The following is a 19,456-nucleotide window of genomic DNA, read 5'->3' on the forward strand; positions in this document are numbered from 1 at the left end:
GGGGGAAGATCAGAAAAGTCGAAGAAGAATAGGTCAGTTTGGGGATGAGCGCCGGAAGGTGAGCCCGTCGCCCTCCACCTCCACCAGAATCGTGTCACCCGGGTGGAAGTCGCCCGCAATGATCCGTTTGGCGAGCGGGTCTTGAATGTACCGCATGATGACACGCTTGAGAGGCCGAGCGCCGTAAGTTGGGTCGTAGCCCTTGTCGGCGAGCAGGGTGCGTGCCTCTTCGCTCAGCTCCAGCCCGAGCTCGCGCTCCTTGAGAAGCACGCGGAACCTGTCCACCTGGATGTTTACGATGTGGTCCAGGTCTTGGCGTTCGAGCTGCCCGAAGGTGACGATGTCGTCGATACGGTTCAAAAACTCGGGCCGGAACGTGCGCCGGAGCTCACCCAAAACGCGCTCGTGAATCTCGTCGGGCTCGCCCCCTGCGGCGATGAGGTGACTGCCCACGTTCGAGGTCATGATGACGACGGTATTGCGAAAGTCTACCGTTCGCCCCTGGCCATCCGTCAGCCGACCGTCGTCCAGGACCTGGAGCAGGATGTTGAAGACATCCGGGTGCGCCTTCTCGATCTCGTCGAAGAGCACGACGGAGTAGGGGCGCCGCCGGACGGCTTCGGTGAGCTGCCCACCCTCGTCGTACCCCACGTAGCCGGGAGGGGCGCCCACGAGTCGCGAAACCGCGTGTTTTTCCATGTACTCGGACATGTCAATCCGGATCATGTGAGTTTCGTCGTCGAAGAGAAACGCCGCCAAGCTGCGGGCGAGCTCGGTCTTGCCGACCCCGGTCGGGCCCAAAAAGATGAACGAGCCGATGGGGCGGTTTGGATCTTGAAGCCCCGCGCGCGAGCGCCGAACGGCGTTGGCGATGACCTCCACCGCGCGGTGTTGTCCAATGACCCTGCGGTGCAGGCGTTCCTCCATGTGCACGAGCCGCTGCTGCTCGCCTTCGAGCATCTTGTCCACCGGAACGCCCGTCCACTTCGACACCACGGCGGCAACGTCTTCCTCGGTCACCTCTTCTCGCAGGTAGCCGCCGTCCTTTTGTGCCGCTTTCAAGTCCTCGGTGAGCGTGACGAGCCGCCGCTCGAGCTCCGGAATGCGCCCGAAGCGCAGCTCGGCAGCTCGGTTGAGATCGCCCTGCCGTTGCGCGACCTCGGACTGGCTGCGAGACGACTCGAGCTCCTCCTGCGCTTTACGAAGCTGAACGATCAAGTCCTTTTCTCGCTGCCAGCGTGCCTTCATGGCCGCTGCGCGCTCGCGCAGGTCGGCAATCTCTACTTCCACGGCGTCGAGCCGCTTGCGGGACGCGTCGTCCTTCTCTTTGGTCAACGCGGACTGCTCGATGGCCAACGAGGTGAGGCGGCGCTCGACTTGGTCGATGGGCTCGGGAAGCGAGTCGATCTGGATCTTGAGCCGGCTCGCCGCCTCGTCGATGAGGTCGATCGCCTTGTCGGGCAACTGCCGCCCCGTGATGTAGCGGGTGGAAAGCTTGACCGCCGCCACCAAGGCCGCATCGCGGATGCGAATGCCATGGTGCACCTCGTATCGTTCCTTGAGCCCGCGCATGATGGCTACCGCGTCTTCTTCGGAGGGCTCGCCCACGAACACGGGCTGAAAACGCCGCTCCAGGGCTTTGTCCTTTTCGATGTGCTTGCGGTACTCGTCGAGGGTGGTTGCCCCCACGCAGCGAAGCTCGCCCCGGGCCAGCGCTGGTTTGAGCATGTTGGCCGCGTCCACGGCCCCTTCCGCGCCGCCCGCACCTACCAAGGTGTGGAGCTCGTCGATGAACAAAATGACCTGGCCCTCGGCGGCCGCGATCTCCTTGAGAACGGCTTTGAGCCGGTCCTCGAACTCGCCCCGGTACTTCGTGCCGGCGATGAGAGCACCGAGGTCCAATGCCAAAATGCGCTTGTCCTTGAGCGACTCGGGCACGTCGCCCCCCGCGATCCGCTGGGCGATGCCCTCCACGATGGCCGTTTTGCCCACGCCGGGTTCGCCGATGAGGACCGGGTTGTTTTTGGTTCGGCGCGACAGCACCTGCATCGAGCGGCGTACCTCCTCGTCGCGGCCAATCACGGGGTCGAGTTTGTTGCCGCGGGCGAGCTCCGTGAGATCCCGTGTGTACTTCGCCAGTGACTGGTAACGCCCTTCCGCCTCCGGGTCCGTGACCCGCTGAGAGCCTCGAACCTCGGCCAGGGCCTTGAGTAGCGTTTCGTGCGTTACGCCCGCGGCTTTGAGCACCCTCGAGGCGGCGCCGAGATCCTTGGCAACCAACGCCAAGAGCAGGTGTTCACTCGAAACGTACTCGTCCTTGAAGGCCTTCGACTGTTGGGTCGCTTCATCGACCAGGTCCTTGAAGCGCCGGCCGAAGTAGATGTCGCTCGTCGCACCCTGAACCTGGGGCAGATCGTCGAGAGCGCTCTTCAGGCTCGTCTCCACGCGGTCGGGATCGGCGCCGAGCTTCCCGAGCAAGGCCCGGGCGACACCCTCCTCCTGCGTGAGCAGCGCCGACAGGACGTGCTCCGGAGTCAGTTCCTGGTGGGAACGCTGCTCAGCCAAGTCGTGAGCAGCTTTCAGGGCCTCTTGCGCTTTGATGGTGAGTTTATCGAGCCTCATGACAGATGTGATGTAAACACCGTGTGCTCTGCGTAAAGGTCGCGCCCCAAAAGGGTGCAGAAGAGAGCGGAAGCAGGCGATGCGCGTCACCTGCGGATGACGCGTTGTGATTTGCGGCTGGGCGCAACGCCGGGCTGCACGCGCGACGCGGGGAGCGTGGCGTGCGACGGGATGGACGCGCACACACCGTTGCGGTTAGATTCCGGCTCCCATGTCCTATCTGGTTCTTGCGCGAAAGTACCGCCCGCGGCGGTTCTCCGATCTCGTCGGCCAGGAGCACGTGGCACAGACCCTCACCAACGCCATCGCGCTCGAGCGTGTGCACCACGCCTTTTTGTTCACGGGCGCCCGCGGCGTGGGGAAAACCAGCTCGGCCCGCATCTTGGCCATGGCGCTGTCCTGTGAAAAGGGGCCCACGCCCGACCCCTGCGGCGCCTGTGACATGTGCCGTGAGATCGCCGCGGGCCAATCGGTCGACGTGCTGGAAATCGATGGCGCGTCGAACACCGGTGTGGACGACGTCCGCACCTTGCGCGAGGGCGTGAAGTACGCCCCCGCCCGGGCGCGCAAAAAGGTGTACATCATCGACGAGGTTCACATGCTGTCCACGAGCGCGTTCAACGCGCTCCTCAAGACGCTCGAAGAGCCGCCTTCCCACGTGGTGTTCATCCTGGCCACGACGGAGGTCCATAAAATCCCCGCCACGATCATGTCCCGGGTGCAGCGCTACGACTTCAAGCTGGTCCCCACGGGCCGTCTGGTGGAGCACCTCACGGGCATTCTCGAGGCGGAGGGCGTGGCCCACGACGCGGACGGGTTGCGGGTGGTGGCTCGCCAGGCCGGAGGGTCCGTGCGAGACGCGCTGTCGCTGCTGGACCAGGTCATTGCGTTCGTGGGAGACGAGGCGATCACCGCGGTGCGGGCGGCGTCCGTTTTGGGACTTGCCGACAACCGGCTGCTCTTCACCCTGGGTGCGGCGGTGCTGTCCCGGGACGTGGCGGCGGCGTTGCGAGCGCTGGGCGCCTCCCTCGATCGCGGGGTCGATCTCACCCAGCTCGCGCGTAGCTTTTTGACCTTCATCCACGACCTCGAAATGGTTGCGCTGCTCCCGGCGCCGTCGGACGTGGTGGATCTCACCCTCGAGGAGATCACGGAGGCGAAGGGCTTGGCCGAGCAGGCAGGGCCCGGGCTGCTGCAGGTCCTCTTCGATCGCTGGGCGCGCGCGGTCGAGGAAGCCGGACGCTCGCCGGCTCCCCGGCTCGTCTGTGAAATGGCGCTGGTCGATCTCTGCTTGGCCGAGCCGCTTTTGCCGCTGGGAGATCTGCTGGGCCGGCTCGAGGCGCTCGAGGGGCGTCTTTCCTCGGGAGGACCCGGGGGAGCAGGCCCCTCCTCCGGGGGGAGGCCAACGCCCTCCGAGGGCCCCCGCTCGGTCCCGGCATCCCGTGCCCCAGCGTCCCGCCCCGTTGCGGGAGCCCCGACGCTCGCCGCGCCTCCTGCCAGTGTCACCTGGGCGTCCCCCCAGAACGATGTTCCTGCGACCCCGGAGGAGCTTGCCGCAACGCCCCCCCAGGCCGCTTCGCCCGCACGCGCGGCTGCGGCGCAGGTCCGGGGCGGCATCGTGAACCTCGGCGCCTTTTGGCGCGAGGTGAAAGAGACGGTCCAACGCCAGAGCCCCCTGCTCGCCGCGGCACTAGAACACGCCGGGTTGGGCGCGTGTTCCGATGCCCACATCACGGCCCTCCTTCCGGACAAGTTTCAGTGTGACCAGCTCGAGCGGCATCGCGCGAAGGTGGAGTTGGTCATGCAAGAGATCGCAGGGTTTCCGGTGCGCCTCGAGGTCAAGCAAGGGGGAGAGCGGGCCGCCGTGCTGCCCTCGACGATTCAGGCCGAAGCGAGTGCGCTCGATGTCGATCGCCGTCGTCGTGAGGACGAGGCGCGCAAACACCCCATGATTCAGAAGGCGCAGGATGTATTTGGCGCCAAAGTGACGGGCATCAAGACGTGACGAACGCCGGTTGCGGCGCGCCTTCGACGTGCCGGGGCGGTATACCAATCCCAAGAGCACACCCATGAGCGGATTCGACCTAAAAAATTTGTTTGAGACGGCCCAAAAGGTTCAGTCGGAGATTGCCCGTGTCAAAGACGAGCTCGGCGCAAAAACCGTGGAGGGCGAGGCGGGCGGCGGCTTGGTTCGGTGCGTGGCGAACGGCAAGGGCGAGGTGGTGTCGGTGCACATCGATCCCTCCGTCATCAACGCGCTGGAGCCTCGCCTGCTCGAAGACCTGGTGGCTGGCGCGGTCAACCTTGCCCTCGACAAGGTCAAGGAGCTTGCCCAGTCCGAAATGGCACGCGCCGCGGGCGGCTTGCCGTTGCCGCCGGGTTTTTTCGGAGGCGGGGGCGGAGCCTGAGATGGCCGCTGCGGGCCCCATTGCCAAGCTGGTTCAGCACCTCGCGAAGCTTCCGGGCATCGGGGAAAAAACCGCCACGAGGTTGGCTTTCCACATCCTGCGTTCCGAGGCGGAGGACGCGAAGGCCCTGTCCGAGGCCATCGCTGACGTAAAGCTTCGCGTTCGGCAGTGCTCTCAGTGCTGGGATTTCACGGAGGCTGACCCTTGCGCCCTCTGCAGCGACAAGCGGCGTGATCCGTCCCTGGTTTGTACCGTGGCGCAACCACAGGACGTGGTCGCCATCGAACGCGCCGGCGGGTACCGGGGCCTCTATCACGTTCTCCACGGGGTCCTGGCCCCCTTGGATGGGATTGGTCCCGACGACCTGCGGATCGCGGAGCTCATTCACCGCTGCTCTGACGACAAGATAAAAGAAGTAATCGTCGCTACGAATCCGAGTGTGGAGGGCGAGACCACGGCCGTTTACCTCGCCAAGCTGCTCAAGCCCCTCGGCATTCGCACCACGCGCATCGCCACGGGCGTGCCCATGGGCGGCGAGCTCGAGTACGCCGATCGCTTTACGTTGGCCCGGGCGCTCGATGGACGCCGCGAAATCTGAACGCCTGGCGGCGGGGCCATCCGGCCCAGGGCCCCTTCGGGACCTCAACTTGGGGCTCCGTTCCGCCGATCCGAACAGCGCGGCTTGGGACCCGAACGGCCGTTCCTCAAAGTTGTCGAATGGTTCTGCAACCTTGATGCTGGGCGCCGCCGGTGATATCAGTGGACACAGGCCGGTTCCGGCCGCCTGTTCTCAACCCAGCCAAAGCGACGGAGATTCATGAGCTCGCCCAACGTAATGTTCCCCGAGGAGCAACAGGCGATTAACAACGTCTGTGCCAGGCTCCACAGGGACGCCAACGCGAAAGCCGTTCTGCTCATCGGGCGGGATGGGCAGCCGGTGGCCGAGGCCGGCGACGTGGCCGAACTGGACGTCACGTCCCTGTCATCTCTCACCGCGGGCAACGTGGCTGCCACGGGTGGAATCTCCCAGATCCTTCGCGAGAAGGACTTCACGAGCCAGTTTCACGAGGGCGAACGCACGCACGTGCACATCACCCTCGTGAGCAACCGGGCGATCTTGGTGGTGCTCTTCGACGAGCGCTCGTCCCTCGGGCTCGTACGCCTGCGGGTGCGTAAAGCGTCCGAGGAGATGGGGCGCCTGTTCGAGCAAGCCTCCGCGCGGGCTCAGAACGCTGGGGCCCCGTCGATCCTCAGCGAGATCACGGACAGCGACATCGACAACCTTTTCAACGACTAGGCTGGGACTGGGGTGCCACCATTGCGAGCTGCAATCGGAGCTTCGGACCGCCGAATGGAAGCTGAAGGACGTCGATGAGTTTCATCAACTATTCCTCCCGTGAGATCAACTGCAAGCTGGTCTACTACGGACCGGGTCTCTGCGGGAAAACCACGAACCTCCAGTACATCTACGCCAAGACGGCGCCTGATGCGAAGGGCAAGATGATCTCGCTCGCCACCGAGACCGAGCGAACCCTATTTTTCGACTTCTTGCCGCTGTCGCTGGGTGAGATTCGCGGGTTCAAGACCCGGTTCCACCTTTACACCGTTCCCGGTCAGGTGTTTTACGACGCCAGCCGCAAGCTGATTCTCAAGGGCGTGGATGGCGTCGTGTTCGTCGCTGACTCCCAGATCGAGCGGATGGAGGCCAACATCGAGTCGATGGAGAACCTGCGCACGAACCTCACGGAGCAGGGCTACAACCTCGACAAGATCCCGTACGTCGTCCAGTACAACAAGCGTGACCTGCCGAATGCGGCGCCGCTCGAGGAGCTTCGGGAGCTGCTGAACCCTCAACGGATGCCCGAGTTCGAGGCAGCCGCGGTGTCGGGGCAGGGGGTCTTCGATACACTCAAGGCGGTTGCCAAGGCCGTGCTCACGGAGCTCAAGCGCGGCGGTTGAGCCGCGCTTGTCCCGCGCCACCTCGTGCTCGGAGTCCGCTCCGCTCAGTCCTCGAGCAGCGTGAGCAACGCCATCACGGAGGCGATGGCCGCGTTCACGAGCAGGAAGATCTGGTCGAAGCTGTCGGGAACCCAGGTGACGTCAACCAGGCCGCTCACGGCCAGGGTGAAGAGCAGCCCCGCCGTGCCGAGGGCAAAGCCCGCAAGGGCAGGGCGCCACATTTTAATCCCATAGCCGAGCGCAATGGCCAGCACGGGCAATGCGGCGCTCATCAGCAGGGGGTTGCCATGTCCTGAGCGGCCCAGAACCGCACCGAGCCATGTCGAAAGCCCGAGGGGCAGGCCCGAGGTAAGGGGGGCAAGAACGGCCGGCGTTGCCAACCCCAGGAAGCCCAGCACCCCGGGCAGCACGAAGAGTCCGGAGGATCCCAGGACCAGGCCGGCGACCAGCTTCAAGCGTCCCCCGCGGGCGAGCCGGTGACGACGCCTCAGAGAGCCGGTCACCGCCAGCGCCAAAGTGGCGCCCAGGGCAAGCGCCCCGCCTTCCCGTCCCGCGCGGGCGCGGGCAAGCGCTGCGTCAGCGTCCACGATGCCTGCACCGTAGTGGTCGTCGATGCGTTGGCCCTGGGTGGCCTTGCCGGCTTGGGACTTCGGCACCCGCGCCGTCGTCAGCAGCAACGTTTCCACCGCGTCGGGTTGGGTGATGCCGGCGCCCACCAGCAAGGCAGCCACCCCGGCCACGTGCGGTGAGGCCATCGACGTGCCCATGAACCAAAGGTAATCCTGCTTGTGGGTCTGGCCTGGCACTACCGTGTTCTGCAATACACCGTCAGGTTGGCCGTCGCCGTTCTGATCCACGCGCACGTTTCCCCCCGGCGCCGCGAGATCGATGGTTTTGCCCCAGTTCGAGTAGAACGTGGCGTTCTCGTCGAACTGCGTCGCGGCGACAGCCACCACGTCGGCGTAGCGCCCGGGGTAGCTGACGCGGCCGCGGCCATCGTTGCCCGCCGCCGCCACCACGATCACGCCTTTGCTGCGCGCGTACTTCACGGCGTTATGGATCGCGTTGACGGGAAAGGGCCCGCCAAGGCTCATGTTGACGACGTTGGCGCCGTGGTCAGCCGCCCACCGGATGGCTTGCGCGATGGCCGCCATCGAGCCGGAGCCCCGTGCGGAGAGCACCTTGAGCGGCATGAGGCTTGCCTTGAACGCGACACCCGCCACGCCGATCCCGTTGTGGGTGGATTGAGCGATCGTGCCCGCGACATGGGTGCCGTGTCCGTGGTCATCCTGGGCGTCGGGTTTGTCGTCGACGAAGTTGTAGCCGGGAACGAAGGTGGTGTTCGCCAGATCGCCCACGCGGCTGATGCCCGTGTCTATGACGGCCACCACGACGCCTTGCCCCTGTCCCTGTTTCCAGGCCTTTTGCGCGCCGATCTGCGCGAGGTGCCACTGGTAACGAAAGCAGGGATCGTCAGGGAAGCCCGGGCGCGCGGCCTTGCCCGCGGGCTCTCCGCAGGCCTGAAGGCCGGGAGGCGCCAAGTGATGGAGCCCTCTGTCCCCGTCCTGACCCAGGGCAGCCTGATAACCAGGCAGGGTGGCCGACACGTCGAAATCGACGGATTCCACGGTGGGATCGGCCTCGAGCACATCCAGGGCGGCAAGGAGCGCGGGCGTGCTGCCGAATCGGACGCGAAAGAGCTTGTCATCCTGCGACAAGCGACTGACGGGCTCCTCCACGTAGGCGTTCGTTGCCAGCTGTTCGTCCGTCACGTCGTCACGAAAGTCCACGACCAGCGTGCGAGGACTTTCCGAGAGCCCCTCGAGCCAGGCCGCCCTGGCTTCGTTGCGGTCGATGCGCTGGGCCTCCTGCTGTGAAGGCACTTCGTTGCGCCAGGTCCAGGCCACGAGGGCCAAAGTGGCGCCAAACAGCCACCACGAGCTTGGGCGCAGGTGTTTCCTTACGTGTGACATCCCCATGGGCCTCGACCCTCCTCTTCGTCAGTATAGGGCAACCACTCGCCTCCGGCTGCCTGGGCGACCCGATTCCCCAGGGTCGCGGAGTTGACCGTCTCGTTGTGCTCGGCGTAAGTTTCTGGGTTCAAAGGCTGCGCCCTTGGACCGCTCGCCGGCGGGTCGCGGTTTGCGCCGTTTTCCTTACATCGTACATTTCGCCACACGGAGTTCCTGTTTGATGAAGTCAAAGTCGCCCCGCCGCCTCGCCGGCCGCCTTCGGAGTGTCGCTTGTCTGTGCGCGGTGGCCCTTGGAAGTCCGGTATGGCTGAATGCGCACCGGGCGATGGCACAGAGTGAAGAGGCCATCTCGAAGGTCAAGGATCTGAACCAAAAGGCGCTCGCCGCCTACGAAAACCTGGATTTGGACGAGGCCCGCAAGCTTTTGACCGACGCTCTGGAGATCTGCGCGCGGGAAGGCATGAACGAGCACCCCTGGAAGGCGCGCAGCCACGTTCACCTCGGGGCCATCTTGGTGGGCGGCTTTCAGCAGAACGATCTGGCCGCAAAACAGTTTCAGCGGGCTTTCGAGATTCAGCCGGGCATCACTTTGACGCCCGCCCTGCGCAACCCCGAGACCGTTGCCGTCTTCGAGCAAGCGAAAGCCAGCATGGACAAGGACGCAGCCGCTGCTTCCCAGGGCCGGCCTTCCGAGGCCCCTTCCCCCGGACCGACGGGTGACGTGAGCGGCATTTTTCACGAACCCGTCGCCTCGGCGCCCGTGGGCGCCGAGGTCGAGGTGCGGGCGCGTGTGGGCCCCGGCATCTCGTTCAAGCGTCTCGTGTTGGCGTACCGCCCGGAAGGCGTTTCGACGTTCCTGGCACGTGACATGGTGCTCGGGGCAGATGCGTGGTTCGCGGCGCGCATTCCGGAGCCCGCCACGCAAGGGGGGCTCGTTCAGTACTACATCGAGGCCCGCGACGAGGCAGGTCAGGCCGTCGCCAACAACGGGTCCGAAGCCGAGCCCCACGTGGTGGCGCTGGGAGACGCAGCCCTCGGGGCGCTCGGGGCGGCCGAGGACGACGAGTTGCCGACGGAGACGGAGACACCAAGCGGGGACGATCGCACGGGCTTCGTGTTCGGGGCCAGCGTGGGCACGGGCTTCGGGTACGTGTCGGGCACGCCCGAGGTGAACACCCGGACCACCGACGACGAAGCGATCTCGTTTTCGGGGGTTGCGCCCGCGAAGGTGGGACACCTCAACCTGGAAGCGGGTTATGCGCTGCGACCGGGGTTCATCCTGTCGGCCATGGTCCGCCTCCAAAAGGTGAGCGGCCCCACGGTGGCGTACGGAGTGGGTCAGGGGACGGACGGAAAGCCGAAAGCTCTGGAGTACGCGCCAGCCACCGGCGCCTTTGCCGCGTTTGGCAAGGCTACGTGGCTCTTGGGCAGCCCGGGCACCCTGCGACCTTACGTGTCCGTGTTGGGAGGCGCGGGCGAACTGAGGCACGTCGTGGACATTGGTTCACAGCGGAGCGACTGCGGTCCTCTGCCGCGCGGCTACGACCCCGATAACCCCGAATCTCCCAGGCCCGATGACGCTTGTATCGACACTGTCAAATCGGGTCCGGTGTTCGCCGGCGGCAGTGCGGGGGTGATCGTGAAGGTGGCAGATGCTTTGGGCCTGACCGCGGGCATCAACGCGCTTGTGGGGCTTCCCAATGTAGCGTTGCACGCCGACCTGAACCTCGGCCTTCTCCTGCTGATGTGAGGCGGCTTCAGGTGTGCTCGGGCTCCCACAGGGGCTCGGGCTCACCATAAAGACGGCTCGCATGACGGCTCATGACGAAGAGGGCATCGGACAGACGGTTGAGGTAGGGCACCGTTTGCTCGCCAACGGGTTGCTCCTCGGCCAATCGTACGGCGAGGCGCTCGGCGCGGCGGCATACGGTGCGGGCCAAATGAAGGTAGGACGCCACCCAGCCTCCGCCGGGAAGAATGAAGCTACGTAGCTCGGGAAGCGTCTCGTTCCATGCGTCGAGATCCGCTTCGAGGCGAGTCACGTGACGGGCTTCGATCACGGGCTGCTTGGGGTGCCGGTCTGCGGGCAGGGTGGCGAGGTCGCTGCCGAGATTGAAAAGCTCGTTCTGAATGCGTTTGATCACTTCGGCAAGCGCGGGGGCGCCGTCGGGAGCCCCCGCTGATTGCAGCGCCGTGCGAGCCAGCCCGAGCACGGCCGAAAGCTCGTCGACCGTGCCGTAGCACTCGATGCGAATCGAGTCTTTCCGAACCTTTTGTCCTCCCACGAGGCGCGTGTGGCCTTTGTCTCCGGCCTTGGTATAGATGCGGTTGAGGCGAACCATTTGCAGCAAGCTAGCACGGCGGACCGCCCGGCCGATGGCCCGCCCAACGTGACCCTTCCTCGCCGCGTGGACGCCGTGTTGATCGACGTCGGGTTCACGCTCTCGGTGTACGACCCTGAGCGGATCGCCGCGGTGGTGCATGCCTTGGGCGTCGAGGTGGATCCCCAACGCATCGAGGCCACCCAACCGGCCTTGCGTCATGCGCTCAGCCACTCGTCCTGGGCGTTTTCCCCCCGAGGCGAGGGGGCCTCCCGTGGACAGGCCTTCTTCGCCCATCTTCTCACGCTCGCCGGGGCCGCTGCGGAGGCCGGAGCTCTGGACGCCGCGGCGGAACGGCTCTGGCAGACGCACCTGGCCGATAACCTTTGGAGCCGACCTTTGCCCGGGGCTCATGAAGCGCTCGCGCTGCTGCGGGACGCGGGCCTTCGGCTGGCCGTGATCTCGAACGCCGAGGGAACCATCGATGCACTTTTGCATCGAATGGACATGCGGCGGCACTTCGAGGCGGTGTTCGACTCCACGGTCGTCGGAGTGGCGAAGCCCGACGCCCGCATTTTTCAGATGGCGCTTTCGGCTTTGCAGGTCGCAGGTGAAAGCGCCGTGATGGTGGGTGACTCGCTCAAGGCCGACGTGGAGGGGGCGCAGGGGGCGGGTGTGGCGGCGGCCCTGCTGGATCCCCACGACCACCACCCCGGGGCGCAGGTCCCCCGCTTCGCCGACCTCCTGGCGTTTGCACGCGCTCTGGTTCAGGGCGCGATGCAGTAGAAACGAACCTTTACCTTGCGGCGGGGGCCCGAACCTGCTTTAAACTACCGCGCCTTTTTGGCGGGGTGCAGGAGGGGGCGTCGGCGGTCCCGAGAACGGGGTTCGCGCCGGCCACTTGAGGTCTGAAGCCCGCAGACAACGTCCATTCATCGAGGAAGCTACCAGGTCATGCCGTCCATCGAAAACGTCCGAAACATCGGTATTTCTGCCCACATCGACTCGGGCAAAACCACGCTGTCAGAGCGAATTTTGTTCTACACGGGCAAGATCCACAAGATCAGCGAAGTCCGTGGAAAGGACGGCGTCGGCGCCAAGATGGACTCGATGGATCTCGAGCGCGAAAAGGGCATCACGATCCAGTCGGCCGCCACCTACTGCGAGTGGAAGGGCCTGAACATCAACCTCATCGATACCCCCGGGCACGTGGACTTCACGGTCGAGGTCGAGCGCGCCCTGCGCGTGCTCGATGGCGCTGTCCTGGTGCTTTGCGGCGTGGCCGGTGTGCAGTCGCAGTCCTACACGGTGGACCGCCAGATGCGTCGCTACAACGTGCCGCGGCTCGCGTTCGTGAACAAGCTCGACCGCGCCGGCGCGAGCGGCGCCCGCGTTGCCGCCCAGCTCAAAGAGAAGCTGGGGCACCATACGGTGGTCATGCAGATGCAGATCGGCTTCGAGGACCGCCTCGAGGGTGTGGTGGACCTCGTCAAGATGAAGGCCGTCTACTTCCACGGCGACAACGGGGAAGACATCGAGGAAGTGGACATTCCGGCCGACCTGCTCGACGAGGCGAAGGAGTGGCGCAACAAGATGATCGAGACGATCGCCGAGGTGGACGACACCATCGCCGAGAAGTTCTTGGTCGAAGAAGAGCCCACCCTCGACGAGCTGAAGGCGGCCGTCCGACGCGTGACGATCGGGCTCAAGGCGACGCCTGTGTTCATGGGCTCGGCCTACAAGAACAAGGGCGTTCAGCTTTTGCTCGACGGCGTGCTCGACTATCTTCCCAATCCGTCGCAGGTCAATAACTTCGGCCTCGACCAAAATGCCGGCGAGGAGAAGATCAAGCTCGAGTCGACCCCTGACAAGGCCCTCGTGGGCCTTGCATTCAAGCTCGAGGACGGTCGCTACGGTCAGCTGACCTACATGCGCATTTACCAGGGCAAGCTCTCGAAGGGCGAGTTCATCTACAACTGCTCATCGGGCAACAAGAAGATCAAGGTGCCGCGTCTCGTCCGGATGCACTCCAACGAGATGAACGACATCGAGTCGGCGAGTGCCGGTGACATCGTGGCGCTCTTTGGTGTCGAGTGTGCCTCGGGCGACACCTTCACCGATGGTGCGGTCAACGTGACCATGACCTCCATGCACGTGCCCGACGCGGTCATCTCGCTCGCGGTCACGCCGAAGGACAAGGGCACGGTTGCGAACTTCTCGAAGGCGCTCAACCGCTTCACGAAGGAAGACCCCACGTTCCGCGTCCACCGTGACGAGGAATCGGGCGAGACCATCATCAGCGGGATGGGCGAGCTCCACCTCGAGATCTACATCGAGCGCATGAAGCGCGAGTACGCCTGCGAGGTCATCTCGGGCAAGCCCCAGGTGGCTTACCGCGAGACGATCAAGCGCCGGGCCGATTACAACTACACCCACAAGAAGCAGACGGGTGGTTCGGGCCAGTACGGTCGTGTGGCAGGCTACATCGAGCCGCTCGTCTCGGAGAGCGGCGAAACTTATGAATTCGCCGACGAAATCGTGGGCGGTGTCATTCCTCGCGAATTCATCCCTGCGGTGGACAAGGGCTTCAAGGAGGCCGTCTCCAAGGGCCCCCTCATCGGCTTCCCGATCGTGGACGTGCGCTGCATCCTGAACGACGGTCAGTACCACCCCGTCGACTCGTCGGAAATTGCGTTCCGGACGGCGGCCATCATGGGCTTCCGCGAGGCGTACATGAAGGCAGAGCCCACCATCCTCGAGCCCATCATGCTGGTCGAGGTCACCTTCCCGGAGGAGTTCCAGGGCAACGTGCTCGGTCAGATCAACCAGCGCCGTGGACAAATCGTTTCCACCGACAAAGAAGAGGGCTTCGTGCGGGCCCAGGCCGAGGTGCCCTTGAACGACATGTTCGGCTACTCCACGGATCTGCGATCCGGCACCCAGGGCAAGGGCGAGTTCTCGATGGAGTTCAAGAAGTACTCCGAGGTGCCCAAGCAGGCCCGTGACGCGATGATCGCGGCCTTCAAGGCCAAGCGCGAGAAGGAAAACAAGTAAGCGCTACGAAGGCTTACCGGTCTGGCATCTTGCCGGACGACACGGCTCGGGCCCGAAGGGGTGCCGGGCCGTCATTGTTTTGACGATGCTCTTGCCTGGGACCCGGGCGGCCGACCTGAGCGTCCGCACAGGTGTTCGCCTAAGGTTCGTTGCCCGGGCTGCCGAATTTGCCTGGTGATGCACTCTCGACCGCTATGGAAGGACTTCATCACGGGCGTGCTGTTGGGGGGAAGCCTCCTCAGCTTCGGCGCTGCCCGCGCCGCGGACGAACCAAAGCCTCTCGACCCTCGAGACGTTCTGCGTAGCTCCTTGGTCGAACGGTGTGAGAAGCGCTGGACGAACAACTTCGTGCCCATGGCGAAGGCGCAGCTGCCTGCCGACGATCCCGTCAACGACGAGAGCCGCGCCGTGGTCTTGGACGTGAGCGTCGACCGCAAGGGCAAGCTGGTGCGTGTGGACGTTTTGCGGCCCTCCGGTGCGACAGGGCTCGATGAGGCCGCGCGAGACATCGTCGGGGACATGGGGGTTTTCCCCCGTCCCGACGAATCGCTTCTGTCCGATGACGGCCACCTTCACGTGTCATGGTCGTTCGCCCGCAAGGACGGGCGCTGTGACGACGTGCAGGTCGAGGACGTTCACCTGCCGCCCGAGCAGGCGGTGGCGAGCCTGCTTGCGCAGGGCCGCGATCAGCGCGCGCTCGAGCGCCTGGCCGAGGCGGTCGCGGTTGGTCACGACAAGGCTGTGACCCTGTTTGCGCGCCAATGGCTCAAGCGCGCTCGGAGCGATCGCAAGCTTGGCTTCGAAGCCACGGGGGCCTTGGCCTCCTCCGGCGATCGAGAGGCGACTCTTGCCTTGGTGTCCCTGGCCGCAGCGGGCAAGTTGCCGCCGGCGTTCTTGCCGGCCCTGGCGCGTGCGGGGCAGGCGGTGTGCCCGATGGCCCAGAAGGCGCTGGCCGACAAGAACCCGGAGGCCCGCAAAGCCGCCCTCTCGGCGCTGGGACTGCACTTCGACAAGGCATGTCTTGGGTCCGTCGTGGCGCTGGCCGTCAGCACGTCCACGCCCGTGGACGAGCGGACGGCGGCCCTGCGGGCCTTGGCTGCCGCTGACGCCGAGGACGCGCGGGCGGCGGCCAAGAAGGCCATGGACGATCCGCAACCCAAAATTCGCGCGGCCGCAATTCGCTCCTGGGCTCAAGCCGACATGGGCCGGCGGGCCCTGTTTGGCCTTACGCCCCTTCTCAAGGATCCCCAGATGGCCATCCGGGCGGCTGCGGCAGCCGGGATCGTGCGGTCATCAGGCGACAAGGGCATCGAGCAGCTCTATTTGCTCTACAAGGAAAAGGACCCGCAGATCTTCGAGGCGGTCGCGGAGGAGCTGGGGCAGCTCGCCACGGAGGCTTCGGCCGACATGCTCAAGAAGCTGCTGCGCAAGGATGACCCGCGCATCCGCCGGGCGGCGGCCGCCGCGCTGGCCCGTCGCGGGGATCGGCACGCCCTCGCGGCACAAACCGTTCTGGCGTCCGAGAGCGACGTCAGCCTGAGGGTGCTCGGGGGGCAGGCGCTGAACGGCGCTGAGGCTCAAGGTGCCGCGGCGGCGCTCACCGAGGTCGCGAGCGCGCGCTGGGCCTATGGGCTTTTGGTGGAGGCTGGCCAGCGCAGCACCGCAGGTCACATTCTGATCGGGCACTTCGCCGCCGTGTCGGACGCGGCCCGGATCGATTGGCTGGGCACCTGGCTACGCGCGGGGGAGCCCCCGTCCAACGTGGCTTCGTCGCGGCCCTGAGCGCCTCGCATGAGCGCGGGCCTTGGCGGTCGGGCAGCGGTCAGGGCAAACGAAGAATACGGCGGGTGTTGAGGCTGGTTTGCGCCGCAACCTGTTCACGGGTTTCGCCTCGGGCAGCCGCCAAGGCCGCGACCACTTCCGGAAGGCGAGCTGGTTCGTTGCGCTGGCCCCGGGCGCTTTGCGGCGCTTGGTCCGGCGCATCGGTCTCGACCAACAGCGCGTCCCGCGGCACGCGGGCCGCGGCGGCCAGGGGCTTGCGGGCGCCTGTCCAGGTGACGGGGCCCGCGAACGATAGCGCGAAGCCGAGATCGAGGTAGCGGCAAACGAGTTCTGCCGACCCGCTGAAGCTGTGGGCGATGCCTCCGACCTCGGCGGCCCTTTCATCTGCGAGAATCCGGAGCGCCGCCTCGTGGGCCCGAAACACATGCAGCACCAGGGGCAAGGCGAGCTCACGTGCGGCGCGGATCTGGGCCCGGAACACGGTCTCTTGTTCCTCACGTTGACCCGTGGGGCCGTCGAGTCCGCATTCGCCGATGGCCACCGGCCGGGAGCCGGCTCGTCCCAGGACCGAGGCGAGCCGTGGAACGAGTGCACGTTCATCGGCCGTCAGCTCGGGCACCACCTGAGGATGGATACCCAGGGAGACGTGCACGCGTACCGCAGAGGCAATCTCTGCCGTCGCCCAAAGGCGGGAGAAGCGGGAGGGGCGCACGCCGGCCAGGAGGAGATCAGTGACTCCGGCGCGCGCGGCCCGCGTGAGGACCGCGTCCCGGTCGGGGTCGAAGCGTTCGTCATCGAGGTGGCAGTGACTGTCGAACATGTCCAGCGCAGGGGAGGATCGTTCCCGAGAGCCTGACAAAGGGGCCGCCCGCATGCGAGTTTCGACCTCAGCAAGACGCAATGCGTTTCCGTGAGGCGCGGGGGGCCTGCAGGAATACAGGAAGGTGCACACGTTTCGCGCACTTGTGATATACGCAGCCTTCCACAATGGCCGCGGCCGCGTTTTACGATCTGGACGGCACCTTGGTGCGCACCAACTTGGTGCATGCATTCGCGCACACGGCGCGGAACCAACAGGGACTCGTGCGTAGTTTGACGCGCAGCGCCTCGTTGGCCGTTTCCGTGCCGTTCTTCATGGCCGCCGACTTTTACAGCCGGCGCTTCTTCAACGATCTCTTCTTTCGCCGCTACAAGGGCGAATCGGAAGACCGCTTGCGGTACCTTTCGGAGGAACTGTTCGAGAACGTCCTTCGCAAGTCGATCTTTCCCGGGGCTTACGAGCTCATCGAGAAGTCGAAGAGCCTGGGTTTGCGCCAGGTGCTGGTGACCGGGGCGCTCGACTTCACGGTGACCCCCCTCATCCGCCACTTGGGCTTTGATGACTGCGTGTGTAACCACCTCGAGTTCGTCGACGGCTTGGCAACGGGCCGCCTCAAGCCCCCCGTGATCGCGGCGGCCACGAAGGCCAGCTGGATGCGCACCTATGCCGAACGCGAGGGGCTCAATCTTTCTGACTGCTACGCCTACACCGACAGCATGAGCGATCTGCCCATGCTCTCGGTCGTGGGCCACCCTGCGGCCGTCAACCCCGACTTTCGGCTGCGCAACACCGCTTTGCAACACGATTGGCCGGTGCTGGACCTGCGCTGACGCGCGGCACCTCTTCGCCAGACCCAAACCCTCCCGTACGCCCGCCTTCAGGACAAGTCGCTCATGAGCAAGCTCAAACCCGTCCGGGGTCCCATTCCCCGCCAGAAAGAGGACGACCAGGTCGTTTACATCGACAGCAACTCTGCCCCGCGCATCGTGTTTTCGGGGGAGGATCTGCTGCTGGAAGATTTGCCCATCGGCACCCGGGTCATCTACCCCAAGCCTCCCATCGAGGGCCTCGCCAACCCGGGGGCGGCGATCCGTTACGCGCTCAATCACCCCCTGGGCCAAGATCCCCTGTACGCGCAGCTGGCGCCGGGGATGAAGGTGACCATCGCGGTGGACGACATCAGTTTGCCCTTGCCGCCCATGGTTACGCCGGACATCCGCCAGACCATCATCGAGATCCTGCTCGAGCAGCTCGACGCCAACGGCGTCGACGACGTGCACATCGTGGTCGCCAACTCACTTCACCGGCGCATGACGGCCGCCGAGATGAAGCGGATGGTGGGCAAGAGGATCTTCGACGCCTTTTACCCCGACCGCTACTACAACCACGATGCGGAAGACCCCGAGGGCATGGTTCACCTCGGCAAGACCGACCACGACGAAGTGGTGAACCTCAACCGTCGGGCCGTGGAGAGCGATCTGCTCATCTACGTGAACATCAACCTGGTGCCCATGGATGGTGGCCACAAGTCGGTCACCGTGGGCCTGTGCGATTACGAGAGCCTGCGGGCGCACCACGAGCCGCACACCATTCGCCAGTCGGACAGCTACATGGACCCGAAAAAGTCCATGCTGTCGCGCAAAGTGGATCGCATGGGCGCGATCGTGGACGCCACGATGAAGGTGTTCCACATCGAAACGGCGCTGAACAACCGTATGTTCGGCAGCCCGATGTCCTTCCTATCCAAGAACGAGGACGAGTTTTCGGAAGTGGACCGGATGAAGTTCGAGGCCACGCGTTGGGCCCTGTCCAAGATGCCTCGCGCGGCCAAACGTAAGCTGTTTCACAACGTTCCGGCGCAGTACCAGCTCATCGCCTGCTACGCGGGTGAGACGCAGGCGGTTCACCAGAAAATCCTGGAGAAAAACTGGGAGCAGTACAGCGTGAACGTGCGGGGGCAAAGCGACATCGTCATTTGTGGCGTGCCCTTCATCTCTCCTTACAACGTGAATTCGATCCTGAATCCCCTGTTGGTTCAGGTGATGGGGCTTGGCTATTTCCACAACTTCTACCGTGGAAAGCCTCTGCTGCGTCCGGGCGGCGCCCTGATCCTCTGCCACCCTTGCTACGACGAGTTCGATCACGTTCAGCACCCGAGCTACATCGAGTTCTTCAACCGGCTGCTCCCGGAGACGCGGGATGCCGAGAAGCTTCGGCACAAATACGAAGAGGAATTCGCACGCAACCCGAGCTACATCGAGATGTACCGGCGGGGCAATGCGTACCACGGTGCGCATCCCTTCTTCATGTGGTACTGGGGCGAGAACGGGAGGCGGCACGTGGGTAAGGTCATCGTGGCGGGCGCCGAGAATGCCCACGTCCCGGCCATGTTGGGTTGGGATCGGGCGGAGTCTCTCACGGAGGCGATCTCGGTGGCCCGAGGCTTCGTGGGTCCGGGTGCCTCCATCAGCATGATGCACCATCCGCCCATCGTGATGACGGACGTGGAGTAAACGC

General features: G+C 65.1%; 15 protein-coding genes. 11 read left to right on the forward strand and 4 right to left on the reverse strand.

Annotated elements, in window-relative coordinates; all coding sequences use genetic code 11:
* Window positions 1–33: 33 nt before the first annotated feature.
* Window positions 34–2,622 carry an ATP-dependent chaperone ClpB gene (gene clpB, locus KA712_17490; GenBank protein MCG5054759.1) on the reverse strand — a complete coding sequence of 863 codons (2,589 nt, stop codon included), beginning with the start codon at window positions 2,620–2,622 and terminating at the stop codon, window positions 34–36.
* A 211-nt stretch (window positions 2,623–2,833) separates the two neighbouring features.
* Between clpB and dnaX the strand changes: the two genes are divergently transcribed.
* The 5 genes from dnaX (at window position 2,834) to KA712_17515 (ending at window position 6,989) form a co-directional block, all read left to right on the forward strand.
* Window positions 2,834–4,627 (forward strand): DNA polymerase III subunit gamma/tau, encoded by a 1,794-nt coding sequence (gene dnaX / locus KA712_17495; GenBank protein MCG5054760.1) that lies wholly within the window; start codon window positions 2,834–2,836, stop codon window positions 4,625–4,627.
* A 64-nt stretch (window positions 4,628–4,691) separates the two neighbouring features.
* Entirely contained in the window at window positions 4,692–5,030 is a 339-nt protein-coding gene (locus KA712_17500; protein ID MCG5054761.1) for a YbaB/EbfC family nucleoid-associated protein, read from the forward strand.
* 1 nt (window position 5,031) lies between these two features.
* Entirely contained in the window at window positions 5,032–5,628 is a 597-nt protein-coding gene (gene recR, locus KA712_17505) for a recombination mediator RecR (protein MCG5054762.1), read from the forward strand.
* Between the two features lie 219 nt (window positions 5,629–5,847).
* Window positions 5,848–6,327: a roadblock/LC7 domain-containing protein gene (locus tag KA712_17510; GenBank protein ID MCG5054763.1), complete on the forward strand. Its 480-nt coding sequence runs from the start codon at window positions 5,848–5,850 to the stop codon at window positions 6,325–6,327.
* Window positions 6,328–6,401: 74 nt separating this feature from the next.
* A complete protein-coding gene (locus KA712_17515) occupies window positions 6,402–6,989 on the forward strand; it encodes a GTPase domain-containing protein (GenBank protein MCG5054764.1) in 588 nt (195 codons plus the stop codon).
* Window positions 6,990–7,033: 44 nt separating this feature from the next.
* On the opposite strand, the gene KA712_17520 is transcribed toward KA712_17515, so the two are convergent.
* The gene (locus KA712_17520; protein ID MCG5054765.1) at window positions 7,034–8,968 is read right to left on the reverse strand and encodes a S8 family serine peptidase; all 1,935 of its coding nucleotides are present in this window, start codon (window positions 8,966–8,968) and stop codon (window positions 7,034–7,036) included.
* Window positions 8,969–9,287: 319 nt separating this feature from the next.
* On the opposite strand from KA712_17520, the gene KA712_17525 reads away from it, so the two are divergent.
* Window positions 9,288–10,712 carry a tetratricopeptide repeat protein gene (locus tag KA712_17525; GenBank protein ID MCG5054766.1) on the forward strand — a complete coding sequence of 475 codons (1,425 nt, stop codon included), beginning with the start codon at window positions 9,288–9,290 and terminating at the stop codon, window positions 10,710–10,712.
* A gap of 7 nt (window positions 10,713–10,719) precedes the next feature.
* Here KA712_17525 and KA712_17530 read toward each other — a convergent pair whose 3' ends face one another.
* Window positions 10,720–11,304 (reverse strand): cob(I)yrinic acid a,c-diamide adenosyltransferase, encoded by a 585-nt coding sequence (locus tag KA712_17530; protein ID MCG5054767.1) that lies wholly within the window; start codon window positions 11,302–11,304, stop codon window positions 10,720–10,722.
* A gap of 48 nt (window positions 11,305–11,352) precedes the next feature.
* On the opposite strand from KA712_17530, the gene KA712_17535 reads away from it, so the two are divergent.
* The 3 genes from KA712_17535 to KA712_17545 all read left to right on the forward strand — a co-directional run bounded on the left by KA712_17535 (window position 11,353) and on the right by KA712_17545 (window position 16,119).
* Window positions 11,353–12,069: an HAD-IA family hydrolase gene (locus tag KA712_17535; GenBank protein MCG5054768.1), complete on the forward strand. Its 717-nt coding sequence runs from the start codon at window positions 11,353–11,355 to the stop codon at window positions 12,067–12,069.
* A gap of 168 nt (window positions 12,070–12,237) precedes the next feature.
* Entirely contained in the window at window positions 12,238–14,337 is a 2,100-nt protein-coding gene (gene fusA / locus KA712_17540; GenBank protein ID MCG5054769.1) for an elongation factor G, read from the forward strand.
* 177 nt (window positions 14,338–14,514) lie between these two features.
* Complete coding sequence (locus tag KA712_17545) at window positions 14,515–16,119, forward strand: energy transducer TonB (GenBank protein ID MCG5054770.1); 1,605 nt, start codon at window positions 14,515–14,517, stop codon at window positions 16,117–16,119.
* A gap of 40 nt (window positions 16,120–16,159) precedes the next feature.
* Here the strand turns inward: KA712_17545 and KA712_17550 are convergent, their stop codons facing one another.
* Complete coding sequence (locus KA712_17550; GenBank protein ID MCG5054771.1) at window positions 16,160–16,939, reverse strand: TatD family hydrolase; 780 nt, start codon at window positions 16,937–16,939, stop codon at window positions 16,160–16,162.
* A 167-nt stretch (window positions 16,940–17,106) separates the two neighbouring features.
* Between KA712_17550 and KA712_17555 the strand changes: the two genes are divergently transcribed.
* Together KA712_17555 and KA712_17560 are read left to right on the forward strand one after the other, a co-directional pair.
* Entirely contained in the window at window positions 17,107–17,769 is a 663-nt protein-coding gene (locus KA712_17555; protein ID MCG5054772.1) for an HAD-IB family hydrolase, read from the forward strand.
* Between the two features lie 63 nt (window positions 17,770–17,832).
* Window positions 17,833–19,452, forward strand: a complete 1,620-nt coding sequence (locus KA712_17560; GenBank protein ID MCG5054773.1) for a nickel-dependent lactate racemase — start codon at window positions 17,833–17,835, stop codon at window positions 19,450–19,452.
* The last annotated feature ends 4 nt before the right edge of the window (window positions 19,453–19,456 follow it).

Source organism: Myxococcales bacterium (genome assembly GCA_022184915.1).
GTDB lineage: Bacteria > Myxococcota_A > Polyangia > Fen-1088 > Fen-1088 > JAGTJU01.

Coding starts and splice junctions, on each gene's coding strand:
- KA712_17530 (MCG5054767.1), bottom strand. CDS start 11,304: ATGGTTCGCCTCAACCGCATCTATACCAAGGCCGGAGACAAAGGCCAC.
- KA712_17550 (MCG5054771.1), bottom strand. CDS start 16,939: ATGTTCGACAGTCACTGCCACCTCGATGACGAACGCTTCGACCCCGAC.
- KA712_17520 (MCG5054765.1), bottom strand. CDS start 8,968: ATGGGGATGTCACACGTAAGGAAACACCTGCGCCCAAGCTCGTGGTGG.
- KA712_17510 (MCG5054763.1), top strand. CDS start 5,848: ATGAGCTCGCCCAACGTAATGTTCCCCGAGGAGCAACAGGCGATTAAC.
- dnaX (MCG5054760.1), top strand. CDS start 2,834: ATGTCCTATCTGGTTCTTGCGCGAAAGTACCGCCCGCGGCGGTTCTCC.
- KA712_17515 (MCG5054764.1), top strand. CDS start 6,402: ATGAGTTTCATCAACTATTCCTCCCGTGAGATCAACTGCAAGCTGGTC.
- KA712_17500 (MCG5054761.1), top strand. CDS start 4,692: ATGAGCGGATTCGACCTAAAAAATTTGTTTGAGACGGCCCAAAAGGTT.
- fusA (MCG5054769.1), top strand. CDS start 12,238: ATGCCGTCCATCGAAAACGTCCGAAACATCGGTATTTCTGCCCACATC.
- KA712_17555 (MCG5054772.1), top strand. CDS start 17,107: ATGGCCGCGGCCGCGTTTTACGATCTGGACGGCACCTTGGTGCGCACC.
- clpB (MCG5054759.1), bottom strand. CDS start 2,622: ATGAGGCTCGATAAACTCACCATCAAAGCGCAAGAGGCCCTGAAAGCT.
- recR (MCG5054762.1), top strand. CDS start 5,032: ATGGCCGCTGCGGGCCCCATTGCCAAGCTGGTTCAGCACCTCGCGAAG.
- KA712_17525 (MCG5054766.1), top strand. CDS start 9,288: ATGGCACAGAGTGAAGAGGCCATCTCGAAGGTCAAGGATCTGAACCAA.
- KA712_17545 (MCG5054770.1), top strand. CDS start 14,515: ATGCACTCTCGACCGCTATGGAAGGACTTCATCACGGGCGTGCTGTTG.
- KA712_17560 (MCG5054773.1), top strand. CDS start 17,833: ATGAGCAAGCTCAAACCCGTCCGGGGTCCCATTCCCCGCCAGAAAGAG.